This is a genomic window from Streptomyces sp. NPDC059668 (assembly GCF_042734135.1).
Lineage (GTDB): Bacteria > Actinomycetota > Actinomycetes > Streptomycetales > Streptomycetaceae > Streptomyces.
The window spans coordinates 38,339-51,103 of the sequence record NZ_JBHWEL010000053.1; the positions used below are offsets into that span (position 1 = coordinate 38,339).

10 protein-coding genes and 4 pseudogenes are annotated in these 12,765 nt (G+C 67.8%); 7 read left to right on the top strand and 7 right to left on the bottom strand.

Features of this window, described 5'->3' with window-relative positions:
- The first annotated feature begins 449 nt into the window (after positions 1-449).
- Positions 450-788: a hypothetical protein gene (locus tag ACFV2J_RS30015; RefSeq protein WP_385082940.1), complete on the top strand. Its 339-nt coding sequence runs from the start codon at positions 450-452 to the stop codon at positions 786-788.
- A 527-nt stretch (positions 789-1,315) separates the two neighbouring features.
- A pseudogene (locus tag ACFV2J_RS30020) lies at positions 1,316-1,507 on the top strand (hypothetical protein); the annotation flags it as partial.
- Here ACFV2J_RS30020 and ACFV2J_RS30025 read toward each other — a convergent pair.
- Positions 1,490-2,133 (bottom strand): annotated as a pseudogene (locus tag ACFV2J_RS30025) (TetR/AcrR family transcriptional regulator). The pseudogenes ACFV2J_RS30020 and ACFV2J_RS30025 overlap by 18 nt on opposite strands.
- Positions 2,134-2,293: 160 nt before the next feature.
- Here ACFV2J_RS30025 and ACFV2J_RS30030 point away from each other — a divergent pair.
- Entirely contained in the window at positions 2,294-3,256 is a 963-nt protein-coding gene (locus tag ACFV2J_RS30030; RefSeq protein ID WP_385082942.1) for a zinc-dependent alcohol dehydrogenase family protein, read from the top strand.
- Between the two features lie 160 nt (positions 3,257-3,416).
- Here the strand turns inward: ACFV2J_RS30030 and ACFV2J_RS30035 are convergent, their stop codons facing one another.
- Positions 3,417-3,977 (bottom strand): TetR/AcrR family transcriptional regulator, encoded by a 561-nt coding sequence (locus ACFV2J_RS30035; RefSeq protein ID WP_385082944.1) that lies wholly within the window; start codon positions 3,975-3,977, stop codon positions 3,417-3,419.
- 99 nt (positions 3,978-4,076) lie between these two features.
- Here ACFV2J_RS30035 and ACFV2J_RS30040 point away from each other — a divergent pair, with 99 nt between their 5' ends.
- From ACFV2J_RS30040 to ACFV2J_RS30050, 3 genes and pseudogenes are all read left to right on the top strand, one after another.
- On the top strand, positions 4,077-4,994 hold the full coding sequence (locus ACFV2J_RS30040) for an NmrA/HSCARG family protein (protein WP_385082945.1): 918 nt from the start codon (positions 4,077-4,079) through the stop codon (positions 4,992-4,994).
- Positions 4,995-5,783: 789 nt separating this feature from the next.
- A complete protein-coding gene (locus tag ACFV2J_RS30045; protein ID WP_385082963.1) occupies positions 5,784-6,248 on the top strand; it encodes a DUF2199 domain-containing protein in 465 nt (154 codons plus the stop codon).
- Positions 6,248-6,600 (top strand): annotated as a pseudogene (locus ACFV2J_RS30050) (hypothetical protein); the annotation flags it as partial. The gene ACFV2J_RS30045 and the pseudogene ACFV2J_RS30050, both read left to right, overlap by 1 nt.
- A gap of 694 nt (positions 6,601-7,294) precedes the next feature.
- Here the strand turns inward: ACFV2J_RS30050 and ACFV2J_RS30055 are convergent.
- From ACFV2J_RS30055 to ACFV2J_RS30075, 5 genes and pseudogenes are all read right to left on the bottom strand, one after another.
- Positions 7,295-8,113, bottom strand: a complete 819-nt coding sequence (locus ACFV2J_RS30055) for a hypothetical protein (protein WP_385082947.1) — start codon at positions 8,111-8,113, stop codon at positions 7,295-7,297.
- 157 nt (positions 8,114-8,270) lie between these two features.
- On the bottom strand, positions 8,271-8,582 hold the full coding sequence (locus ACFV2J_RS30060; RefSeq protein WP_385082948.1) for a hypothetical protein: 312 nt from the start codon (positions 8,580-8,582) through the stop codon (positions 8,271-8,273).
- A 382-nt stretch (positions 8,583-8,964) separates the two neighbouring features.
- Positions 8,965-9,438, bottom strand: a complete 474-nt coding sequence (locus ACFV2J_RS30065) for an NUDIX hydrolase (RefSeq protein ID WP_385082950.1) — start codon at positions 9,436-9,438, stop codon at positions 8,965-8,967.
- A gap of 31 nt (positions 9,439-9,469) precedes the next feature.
- Positions 9,470-9,831: pseudogene (locus ACFV2J_RS30070) on the bottom strand (carbamoyltransferase C-terminal domain-containing protein).
- Between the two features lie 108 nt (positions 9,832-9,939).
- Positions 9,940-10,704 carry a transposase gene (locus tag ACFV2J_RS30075; RefSeq protein ID WP_385082951.1) on the bottom strand — a complete coding sequence of 255 codons (765 nt, stop codon included), beginning with the start codon at positions 10,702-10,704 and terminating at the stop codon, positions 9,940-9,942.
- Between the two features lie 143 nt (positions 10,705-10,847).
- Between ACFV2J_RS30075 and ACFV2J_RS30080 the strand changes: the two genes are divergently transcribed.
- The coding region (locus tag ACFV2J_RS30080) for a hypothetical protein (protein ID WP_385441573.1) at positions 10,848-12,765 on the top strand (1,918 nt) is incomplete at its 3' end.

Here is a 12,765-nt window from a genome sequence, read left to right on the forward strand (position 1 = left end):
TTTCGTCCTATATATCTCCCAGAGTCTCCATCCATTATCCGCACACACCGTTGCCCTTGTGGTCCGTGCCAATCCCACCCCCCCGCCCGCAAAACACACCACTCATGTCTTACCACCACCCGCCCCGCGCCTGGCTAAACTCCTCGCGGCGATCGACGAAAACGTCGAAAGTCGAGCTGGAGGAACAAGAAACCCATGGTCAGCGCCTTGCATCTGCGGCAAGAGCAGCGCCGGAGGTCGCGCCGACTTCCGAGAGCCGACCCGTCGACAGTGGCTGAATCTAACTCTTCTCCAAACGATCGTGTCCACGACACAATGCCGCCTGATCTTCGAGGTGCCGGCGGGAACGGGTGCGCCGGAGACGAATCGAGAGGGGAACGCACATGTCAGCACGTCGGATCCTCGCAACCCTGGCGGCCGCAACTCTGGCGGCTGGTGGGCTCACTGCCATGACCACCACGCCAGCCAGCGCAGCAACATGCCTGGGTACTGCCAAGAGCTTCAATCCCGTCGACAACGGGAACGAATACGTGTGGCCCGCATCCGGTTTCGCCTACGCCACGTCCAACTGCAACGACATCAACGTCAAGCCGTCCATCGCAGCCGGCGGCGGGTTCGACTTCGTGCCCGTGCGCACCTGCTTCTACCCCACGAGCGGCAGCTCCTACTGCAATGCCTACCGCGAAATCACGGTCGGAACCTGGAGTCTGGCAGCCACCGACGTCAAGGACGGCACCAGATTCATAGTGCAATTCCAGTTCAGCACCAAGGGATCGATCGCCTACTGACCTGACTCGTGCTGCTGTCCACGAGAGGCTCTGGCGCATCACACGCGCTGGAGCCCTTCGCCCAAGCTGCCGGGCTGAACGGCGTTGACACCGGCCCACTGCTGCGCCGCCACGACGTGGTGGACGGAAAGGTTCGTCAAGTGGCGGCTTCACAGCGCAGGCTCGCTGCCTCGTCCCCGATCTTCCGGTAGGCCCGCGCCTCTCGCTCGTAGTAGCGGTGGCCGTCGCAGATGGGCGGGCCGACCTCGACGCACTCGGCATGCGCTGGAGGCAGCCCACCGCGGGGCGCGGCGCCAGGTCCCCGGGATGTCCCGGGGACCTGGACCGGCACGGAAGGGGTATCCGGATGGCAACCGTGCCCCAGCCATGCGGCCGGGCGTGACACTACCGGCGCTGATGGCCGGGACGACTGGAAGGGCTGAGCTATCCCTCACGCCCCGCGGTGGTGGCTCGACGCAGTAATCGCCGATGCCGTTGCCATCGACGACTTCAACCACCACTTGTCCGTGTGGCTCGCAGACGGCGGGCAGGTCCGCGCCCGCGGCGAGAACACCTTGTCGCGGATGCAGGGCTGGAAGATCCTCCGCGACTGCCGCCTCAAAGGAGGCGGCGTGCACCACGCGATGCTCGGCATCGCCCGTCTGCCAGAGGAAGCGTCGTCTTACGGGCGATCAGGTCCGCCAGCAACAGGGTTGTCGGGTTCACAGCGTCGGGGGTGAGCGCACGTGCCGCAGGCGTGGTGCCGGCGGCAGGGGGTGGGCGCACCTGTGTCCGGTGCTGCGCGGAACGCCTCGATCACATAGGCGGCGAACCGGCGGGAGGCCGTGAGCCGGACCGGGAGAGGCGCGTGCTGGAGGCCCTGGTGGGCCGTGAGCATGAGGATCAGGTCGTCGACCACGAAGCCGGGGCGAAGCTCGCCGGCCTCCTGGGCACGGCGGGCCAGTTCGGCGACCGCGCGCAGGGTCCGCTCCCGGTCGGCGGCGAAGTCCGTGGCCTCGGGGAAGGCCGTCATGAAAGCGTCGGCGAATCCCCTGCTACGCGTGTGCAGTTCACAGATCCGCTGGATCAGGTTCTGGAATCCGTGCCACGGGTCCGCGTCCGTGAGAGCGTCGCGGACGGCGGCGTGACAGGCGCGGCGCTGCTCGGTGAAGGTCTGCGCGATCAGTGCCTGCTTGGTCGGGAAGTGCCGGTACAGCGTGGCGGGGGCGAGGTCTGCGTGCCGGGCGATGTCGCGCATGGGTGCGCTCAGGCCGGCCTCGCCGAACACCGCGCGGGCGGCGTCCAGGATGTGAGCCCGGTTGTCGCGGGCATCCGAGCGCACGGTCTGAGGCAACTGGCCAGTCATCGTCTCTCACTTCAGCCAGACGGACGGGGGCGCCCGTTACGGTCCGATGGCGGTGCCGCCGCCCCGCCCGGGCAATCCGCCGGTGACCCCGACGGTGGGGCCGATTCGACACCCACGGTCGCAGCAGTTGCGTCCGTCCGTCCACAGTCGAGGAGCAGAGATGAAAGCCGTCGTCATCAGGACGTTCGGAAATCCCGAAGGTCTGGAGGTCATCGAGGTGCCCGTACCCGTTCCCGCTCCGGGGCAGGTGCGGATCGCCACGGAGGCGATCGGGGTGGGCGGTGTGGACGCCGTGATCCGCCGGGGAACGCTCACCGCCTACGGCTTCCGGGCGGGCCATCTCCTCGGCAGCGAGGTCGCGGGAAGCGTCACCGCGGTGGGAGAGGGTGTGGACGCCTCGTGGATCGGTCGGCGGGTATGGGCGTTCACCGGCCTGTCCGGTGGGTATGCCGAGCAGGCCGTCGCCTCGGTTGATGATGTGCTGCCGCTGCCCCACGGCTTGACCGGCACCGACGCGGTCGCTCTCGGCGGCTCCGGCGTGGTCGCCCACTTCGCCTTGGAGCGGGCCCGTTTCGCACCCGGGGAGGCGGTGCTCGTGCGCGGTGCGGCGGGCAGCATCGGGATCACGGCGGTCCAGCTCGCAGCCAGGAACGGCGCGGGCTCGGTGGCGGTCACCACCTCGTCGGCCGAGCGAGGCGCCCGCCTGAGGGAACTGGGCGCCACGCACGTCCTGAACCGCTCCGGTGAGGGTGGCCTGGACGCGCCGGCGAGCTTCGACGTGGTGATCGATGTCGTGGGGGGACCCCAGCTTCCCCTCTTCCTGGACAGGTTGAACTCCAACGGGCGGTACGTGGCCGTGGGTGTGGTCGGTGGGCAGCCGCCGGCGGACTTCGGCACGCGGCTGATGGATGCCTTCCGCAGATCGCTGTCGTTCGCCACCTTCAGCTCGGACACCGTGCCCGGCCCCGAACGGAATGCCGTGCGGTCGTCCCAGTTCGCCGATGCCGCGCTCGGGGACCTGCGCACGAGCGTGCACGAGGTGCTGCCGCTGGACCAGGCGGCTCTGGCGCACCGCAAGATGGACGCGGGAGAGGTCTTCGGGAGGGTAGTGCTGGCGCCGTGAGCGGGGCAGAGACGGCCCTTGCCGCACCGCGCAACGGGAAAAAGGCCACTCGAGCGCACGGGAGGTCCGCCGTATCGTCTGGAGTCCGCTCCAAGGGATGTCCGACGGGCCGCCGCAGCCCTGTGCCAGGGCGTGTCACCACCGCCGGCCCGCCGGTCTCTCACTTTTGCGGGCTGATCCCCTGTACCGCCAGGGCGAGCAGTCGGTTCGCTTCGGCAGCAGGGTCTGGATGACGCTCCGTGGCGAGTGCGAGGCCCGTGACCAGCGAGACCAGATCGGCGGTGGTCACCTCCGGGGCCACCGCGCCCGCCCGTGAGGCGCGGTGCAGTAGTGGATCGACCGCGCCGCCGAGGCGCACCGCGCAGGCATTGACGTGGTCCGCCTCGTCCGTCCCGTCCTGGATCAGCGCATCGGCCATGCCGCGCGCGGTAGTTGCGTACGTGGTGAGCGCGCTCAGCCACTCCAACAGCGCGGCCCGTGGGTCGTCCGCGTCGGCGAGCTCGACGGCACGGGCACAGAGAGCGTCGATCCGGTGGCTGAACACGGCTTCCAGCAGGACCCGGCGGCTGGGGAAGTGGCGGCGCACGGTGGCCGATCCGACTCCGGCGGTGCGGGCGATCTGCTCCAGGGAGGCGTCGGCGCCGTGCGCGGCGACCTCCCCCTCCGCAACGGCGAGGATCAGTGCGTAGTTGCGCCGGGCATCCGCGCGCTGGACCGTCATGGCGTCTCCGTGCTTGCTAAGTGGCGGGGCCCTCCGTATCGTACTCGAAGTAAATGGCGGACCCCGCCGTTTACCTCCGGATGTGATCCGAGGAGCAGCATGAGCACACCCTCCGCCCCCGTTCTGGTCGTTGGCGCCACCGGTCAGCAAGGTGGTGCCACTGCTCGCGCCCTGCTCAGGGCGGGGATTCCCGTTCGGGCGCTGGTCCGCAACCCGTCGACCGCCCGGGCCAAGGCCGTCGAGGCACTGGGCGCCGAGCTGGTCACCGGCGACCTCGACGACCGCGGCTCCGTGAGCCGGGCCGCCGCGGGAGCGCGCGCCGTCTTCTCCGTCCAGATGCCCGACATGGATGGCCGCGGGTTCGAAGGGGAGGTCACGCAGGCCGGCAACTTGATCGACGGTGCGCGGGCCGCCAAAGTCCCGCAGTTCGTGCACACCTCGGTCTCCGGTGCGGGTCAGCATGTCAGCTGGGTCAAGGACCGGTGGGCCTGGATGGAGCCCTACTACTCCGCCAAGGCCGGGATCCAGGACCGAGTCCGTGAGGCACGCTTCCCACACTGGACGCTCATCAAGCCGGGGTTCTTCATGGAGAACTTCCGCCCCAGCGCTCAGATCATGTTCCCCCGTGGCGTCGAGGGGGGCCTCGTGAGCCTGCTGAAGCCCGCGACCCGGCTGTCCCTGATCGCCGTCGACGACATCGGCGCGGCTGCCGCCGCGGCCATCGCCGCGCCGGAGCGGTTCGACAGGATCGAGCTCGAACTGGCCGGTGACTTCCTGACCATGACGGATATCGCCGCAGTCCTCTCCCAGACCCTCGGCACCGAGCTGACCGCACCCGACATGACCACCGAAGAGGCGACCGCCGCCGGGATGCCCAACATGGGCTTCGCACAGGCCCACATCAACGAGGAACCCCAGCCCGCCCGTCCCGAGCTCGCACGGCATCTGGGCCTGCCCCTCACCACCTTCGAGACCTGGGCACGAGACCACCTGGACCGCTTTGGAGACACCGGGTGACGCTGGCCCCCGGGTGGAGACCTGACCCCCGGCCGGCACGCCGGCTCGGCCCGCGTCGGAAGGAGCGCGGTCCGAGCCGCCATAGTCGCCACGAGCGCCGGGGCGCCGATGGGGCCCGGACCGGCTACGGCCGGAAGCGGCAGCGACTGTCGCCGCCGCTCACCACGTGACGGGCCGCACGCCGCTACCGCTCCTGGGCCGGATCTGCTGCCCGGCAGCATGGGCCTCCGGGAGATCGTCTACTTCAAGACGACGGGCAGCGACACGTTCGACAACGCCGACTACCCGTGCCTGCCCTGGATTTTCGTCCAGGTGCAGGCGGCCGGTGGAGGCGCAGCAGGAGCGCGGGCGAACGCCAGTCAGCTCGTTGCGCCTCCGGCAGCAGGTGCGGCGGAGCGGCGCGCTGCTCGGGAAGGGAACCGGCTGGATTCCGGGCACTGGTTCGCGCGCGGAGACAGGACCGCGGACCTCACCAAAGACCCTCGGGTGAGCGAGCGTTCGCTGGAGCAATGACGCCGCAACTGGAGTGAAGGCGGTATGGAGGGTGTTGGCGGAGTGCACTCGTTCCGTTGCTGCGGTACTCCGGTGCCAAGGCGCCACCGGAGCCGCTCGCCATCGCCTGTCCTCGGGGTAATCAGCTGTGACTGAGCGCGGTAGTTGGCCGCGCGGAGTTGTGCCGGGCAAGCCCCCTTCGGATACGGCTGGAGTCCGTCGCTAGGCTCCGGGCCCATGACCAGTGATTTGGGGTTCACCTGCGCGTGCTGCGGGGCCCACCACCCTGAGCTGCCGATGAACTACACCGCCGAGGCCCCCGCCGTGTGGGATCCGGCCTTCGCCGACGCTGACGACTGCTTGCTCTCTACGGACCAGTGCGTGGTCCGCGCTCAGCACTACTTCGTCAAGGGCCTGATCGAGATACCGGTCATCGGCAGTGACGAGGTCTTCTCCTGGGGTGTCTGGGTCTCGCTCAGCCAAGAGAGCTTCTCCCGGGCCTCAGACCTGTGGGACAGGCCCGGTCGCGAGGCCGAAGAGCCCTACTTCGGCTGGCTCACCACCGATCTTCCGGTGTACCCGACGACGACACTCAACCTGAAGACGCGTGTCCATACCCGCCCAATCGGCGAGCGCCCCTTCGTCGAGCTGGAGCCCACCGACCACCCCCTCGCCATCGAGCAGCGCACAGGCATCGGCCTGGAGCGCGTGCGGGAGATTGCGTCGGCCGTGCTCCACACCCGTGACGGCGAGCAGCGGTAATGGTTGACCAGCCCGTATCGCCCGTCCCGGTCGCGCCTGCCGGCCTGAGCCGCAGGGCTCAGCGGTTTATTGAGACGGAGGGCATCCGCGTTCGTCGGCAGGACATATGGCGACACCGCGACGCGTGGATCGAGCACGGGTCCCCGCTGCGGAGATCGAACGGGCAACTGCCTTCCAGGACCGCTCGGGCGGCCTCGCCTTGCCGCCGGCTCCGTTCTACGAGGGTGGTCCGCGCATCCTGGACGCCAACTGCCCAGAGGAAGTGTCCGCTGAAGGCTGGTCGTTCCCGGCAGGAGACTGCCGGGTGTCCATGGCCTACAGCTTCGCGATCGGCCCCGACGGTGCGTTCGGCAACGGTCTTGTCAAGGCCGAGGGTCGTCAGGCCGATCTTCGACGACCGTTTCAGCCTTGTCGCAGACATCGGGGGGGGCACGGCAGCTCGACGGCACACTCACAAGATCTGGCCTGTGCCTGATGGCGTTCCCGGCCAGGGGTCAGGCGGTTCGGATGCTACCGGGAAGAAAGTCGCGCCGCCCTCGCCGCCGCCGGCGGCGAGGTAATGCTCTACGACGGACTGGACGGCAAGGCGGCTGCGGCCAAGACGGCCCGACGCAAGAATCGCTCTCGTGCTGGCCGAGCACATCCTTCGCAACCGCTTCCCTGGCTACGACCGAGAAGCGGCTCCGGCTTGCGGAGCGAGGTGGCGCCACCAGTACCCGCGGATCGGAATACGTTGCCCCGGGGTCCACCAGGGCGGGCGTGATGGTAGCGAAGGCATCGGCCAGCGTGCGGCGGGTGTTCCCTGGCGTACGCCCCCGTTCGTTGAGACTTTACGCAGGAGCTCGACCAGCGTGTTACACGAGTCGGTGTCCTCCAGGGAATCCACGGTCACTGCGGCCGGCGCCTGTCACAGGAACCGTGCCGCGCGGCACCGCTTGAGCGTTCGTGAGCACGCCCCCTGAAGGCTGGCCGACCCGCCGGAAAGGGGCCTTCCCCGCTGTCAGCAGTCAGGCGGCGTGCGAGTGCACACGTACGTGATGGCCCGCTCAGCGCGCATCGGCGGCGTCTCGCAACACGAAACGGAGCTCGGGATGGGCCGGATCCGGATAGGGCTGACCTTCCGGCAGCACCGGGGCGAGCGCGGCGAACACGCGTTCCACAACGTGGTCGGTATACCCAGCCAGCGTCTCAGACGCTTGCAACAGCACCCCTCCTTGCCGCAAAGGGACCACACGGTGGAAGGTACCGGAATCCGCCAGCGTCTCCGGCCCGCCCAGTCGGACCGCCAGTTCTTGCGGGCACACCGTGACCCACGCGTAGCCACGCAGGAAATCCCGGCCCTCGGGAAGCGAGTCATCGAGATTTCTCGTCAAAGCGGCCTCAATGTTCGACCAGTCGGAAAAGGAGTCCCTTTCGATACGGGCGAACACCGGGTTCAGGTTGTCGACCGCCTGCGCGAGGAAATCCACCAGATCTGCACAGTACTTCGGATCGGCCAGCCTCAAAGATCCCGCCTGGAGGCCGACAACGAGCTTCGACCAACCGCCCTCCACCGGAAAATAGGAGCACTGCACCCGGCCAAGAGTGTCATCGCCGTAGAACTCTGTAACGACCCAATCCGGACTCTTCTCCAGCTCCGCCCTCAGTCGCGCGCGGTTCCTTCCCAGATGAGACATATTACTGCGGCGGCTCCCCCCGGACTGCCGGACGGACGTCCCGGTGTACACCCCAAATTCAGCACGCTGCTCCTGATGGACCAGTTCAGCAAAAGGCCCGGAGAACGCCCTCTCGAACCAGTCGACCAGGACGGCCCCCCGATCTGCCGCACCAAGCGGATCGAGGGTTGCCTCCACGTATACATCCATGCATCATCCATTCTTCTCGCACGGGTTCAGCACTCGGGAACCACCGCACGGAGGACCGCTCACCGTCCCGCTACGCGCCTAAGTTCTGCACTCTATTCACGAGCCTCAACCTCTACGGCACGCAGCGGATCTCACCACAGCCGAAATCCCCGAAGATCTAGAAAGTTCGAGACTGCAGCTGCTGGAGCTCGAGGATTCCATCCATCATCGTTTCGATGACCCGAGGAACCTCGTTAGCGTAAATGAGGATGGAGAACTGGGGGAAATCAGGTTTCGCCAACACCTCATCTACGTCTCTCCAATGAGTCTCGATTGAGATACTCCACCCCTCTTCACTGACGTGCCTATAATAGCTCCCGCCCTTATAGGAACTCTCCCTAAGTTCAAATTCGACATTCAGGACGCCGCTAACCACAGAGACCGCAGAGACTATGTCGCCTAGCCGCATCCCATACAGGATGTATTTCAATGTCTCACTCCACATCTCAATCGTCTAATCTATCGCCGTCGCAACGTAGGTGACCGATGCTCCAACGCATCAAAGGCCCCCGCGGCATCGCCACCAGATACAACAAGACCGCCGCCTCCTACGCGGCAGCGGTCAATCTCGCGTCATTCCTGCCGTGGCCGCGACCGAATCTAGGATTGATCAGTCTGCTCTGCTGCGCGTCGAGACCCAGTACCGGCGGAACCGCGTATATTTCTCCAGGCTCTTCGCCATGGATGTAGGCCTCGTACGGGGCAAGGTCGCCCAGGTAGGCAACATTCCTCGCCCACAGCAGCCGGGCATGGCGCGCGACGTCCTGGACCTACTAGATCGTCCGGACTCATGCCGACTCAGGTGGCTTGGGCTACTTGAGCACCACGGGGCGCTGGGGAATACGGCCGTCGCTAACGAGGGCGACCAGGTCTGCAAGGCCATCCGGATAGACGGTCTCCTTGGTATGGCCCAGGTCGGAGAGGGTCCACCAGCGGTATTCGCAAATGTTGTCGGGTTGCGTGGCCCGGGACGGGTCGACCGCGGTAGTGCTGGCGCAAGCGAGGAAGTACTTCTCGACCTGACGCACCGGGTGTCCGCCCACCAGGTGATCCTTGGTGCGTTCCGCGAGCTGCACGCCCAGTTCGACCGCCCGCCCGTCGATGCCGAGTTCCTCCTGCAGCTCGCGGAGTGTCGCCGTGCTGTCGTCCTCTCCTGGCTCCAGGGAGCCGCCGGGTGTCGCCCAGAAGCCGCCGTTCTCGTCGTAGCGCAGCAGCAGGACGCGGTCGTCTGCGTCGAGGAGGATGGCGCGTGCGGCTTCCCTCAGCGGCGGAGCGGAGGTCGTCATGTTCTCCAGTGTGGCAGCTGCTGGAGACCGGTCAGGCCCGCTTGACCAGGTATTCGCCAATACATGCCGCGTCCAGGTCGCAGGCCTGGAATGTGGCGAGTGCGTGGACGGGGGTCTCGACGATGGGTTCGCGGTCGTTGAAGGAGGAGTTCAGGACGGCGGGACCTTTGGTGAGCCGGTGGAAGTGCTTGACCAGTGCTCCGTAGGCGGGCGCGGCAGCGGGTCGACGGTCTGGACGCGGGCGGTGCCGTCGACGTGTACGACTCCGGCGATCGAGCCTGCGTGGTCGGGACGCACGGGTGGGGCGAGGAGCATGAACGGACTGGCCACATCGAGGTCGAACCAGGTGTCGGCGTAGTCGGCGAGGATGCTCGGGGCGAATGGCCGGAACACCGGTTTACTGGGTAGTGGGCCCAGCCCCCCGTTGAGCAGTTGAAGGAGCCCCTAAGAGATATCCCGTAATGGGGTGTGGGACATGCCGGGGTGGGGTGGCGGCGCCTGTTACCGGATGTCGAGTTTGAGGTTGTGGAGTGCGGCGACGCCGGCGGCGGCGTGGTCGATGCCGTTGCCGCGGCGTCGGCATTGGCGGAGTATCTGGTGGTCTTTGAGGCGGGCGATGACGTGCTCCGCGGCGGCGCGTCGTTTGCGGAACCGGCGCAGGTTGCGGTCTTTGATGATTCTGCCGTCCGGTCCGCGTCGTGGTGTGCGGATTCGGTTCTCTCCGCGGTAGCCGCCGTCTCCGGACAGGCGGGGATGCGCTGGCAGGGATTTCCCGACGGTTTCACGGAAGACGACGACGTCGTTGCGGTTTCCGGGCCAGGCGTCGCCGACGGCGATAACGCGCCGGTCGCGGGCCCGGCAGACGATCTGCACGTTGACGCTCCGCCGGTAGTTTTTCGACTTTGCCGTTCGTTTCTTGTCGTGGACGGGGATGAGGGTGCCGTCGACGAGCCACAGTTCCCGCTTGTCGGTGGGTGGTGGTCCGAGGAGTGCGGCGAGGGGTCCGGCGAGGCGGTCGACGGTGCGGTGCACCGCCGAGTCGGAGATCCCGAAGAGAGCTCCGAGCTGCTGCATCGTCAGGTTGGTCCGGTAGGCAAGGACGAGCAGGAGGGCTCGGTCGGGAAACGGCAACGCCCAGCGCCGGCCACGGCCAGCGTCCGGCGCCGTCGCCCAAAGTCGTTCTACGACCCGGTGCATCTGCGGTCCGGTCAGTCCGGTCCATGCCCGCAGGTCGGCTGAGGTGCAGTGGGTGAGCCGCAGGCGCATGCCGGTGATCGTAGCCAGTCAACCGGGCCACGCTCAGGGCCCGTTGTCAGTGGGGCAGCTTACTGTTCCTGTGATTGCTGATCCGGCCTCCCCCCGGACAGGTTATTAGGTGTTCGGCGCGCCCAAAAGGAGGTGGAAGGTCCATGACTGCACGTCCGCAGCGCATGTCTACCGTCTCCGACGAGGCCCCCGCGCGCCGGTTCCGCGGCAAAAACAAGACCGAGCGCTGGACGCGGGGTGCGGGCACTGAACTCGCGGTCATCCGGCTGCCGTTGGACGTCCACCGACTCGAGGACGTGCGGCGTCTCGAGCGCCTGTTTGCTTCGATGTGGTCGGTGAAACGTGCTCTGCAGCGGGATGCGCGTGCCGGGGTCGACGCGTACTGGGCCGGTGATGTACGCCGCGAGGTGGATGCGAAGGCGTGGCGGGCTGCGCTGGGTCTGTCGCGGGAGGGGATGGAACATCGCGGGTACCAGCACATGGAACGCTCCCGCCACCTGGGGCATCACGTGACGAAGGCGTTGGTGATGCATCAGGCCGACGAGGTATGGGAGGGCGTCTCCCGGCACCTGTTCCCGGACGCGTCAGGCCGCAGGTCCAGCCGGCCCAGAACGGGATCGTGGTGGGATTACACGCGGATACCCGGGCGTGCCCGGTCGCACACGAAGGACCGGAAGTGGGAGACGTTCCGTCTCCACGGCACTCTCGCCGGTCACCTCGCCGCCTACCAGCACCGCGGCCTGGGCCCGGAGATCCTCACGCCCGGGCAGGCGGCCGCACTGGAGGCGGGGACGAATGTTCTCGAGCAGCCGAGACGGCTGGCCGCGCCGGCCAGGCCCGCAGGCCGTGTCCCGACCGGAGACACCACTCCGAAGGGCGCGCCGAAGACGAGGGCTGCGACGTGGTGGGACCACACCGGCCCTCTCACGCTCGTGTTCTCCGGTGGCCCGCACTCCCGCCGCGGTGACCTGGTTCTCCCGGTCCGGCTGCCGTCCGGCGCCGGCCGGTGGCCGCGGCTGCTGCACTTCCTGAACGACCCGGAGTCCTGGCACAAGGTTGACCTCGTCCGCCGCCGGGATGCGTCAGCGCCCGGCGGGTGGGCGTACGAAGCCCACCTGATGGTCCTCACCGGCGGATATGCCTCCCCTGCAACCCGGACCCGCCGCGAGGCTGCGGCCGGGATGGAGAGGGCCGGAGGCATCGACGGAAACGTGTCCAACCTGTCAGTCGTCTCCTTCCCGGACACGTTCGATCCCGCCGACGGCGGCATACGGACCAGCCGGATCGAACTCACCGACGACGAACGTGCCGCGCTCGAGAAAAAACGGCGGAAGGAGCGCGGGCGAAAGCGTGCCCTGGACCGGTCTCGGCGGGCCACGAACTCCGCACAATATGCGCCGTCGAAACGGCAGCAGGCCCGGGACGAACGACGTACAGCAGCCGGACTCCCCGCCCGCGCCGCCGCGGTGCTCGCCGGGCCCCGGGACGCGAACAAGGCCAGTGTGCCGCGGCAGGCCTACCGGCGCGACACCCTTTCCGCCGGGTACAGGGCCAACCGCGCCCGCCTGGCGGAAGCCGCAGCGACCGCGGCCGCGGCGAAGGACCACCGGGCGCGGCGGATCGCCGAGCGGGTCGTTGAAGTGCATGGCGTGCGGCTCACCGTCGAAGACTGCGACATCCGCACCTGGTACCGGCTCTGGGGCAAAGCCCTCCAGGCCACCACACCCGGACGCCTGATCGCGGCGATCGGCCGGGAATGCGAGAAGTCCGGCGGGCGGATGCTGCGCGCGTCGACGTTCACGACGAAACTCTCGCAGACCTGCATGTGCGGCGCCGAAGCCAGAAAGACACTCGGCGAGCGCGTGCACTGCTGCACGGCCTGCGAACTCACAGGCGACCGGGACATGGTCTCCGCCGCCCTTGCCGCACACGTACGACTTGCTGATCCCGGCAAGCCCAGCACGGCGGGGGGGGGGGAGGGGCTGGGGGCCCGCCCCACCCACACCAAGATCTCAGCTCAGGCGCAATATAGCTGGGTTGCACAACCCACGCGAGGACGCG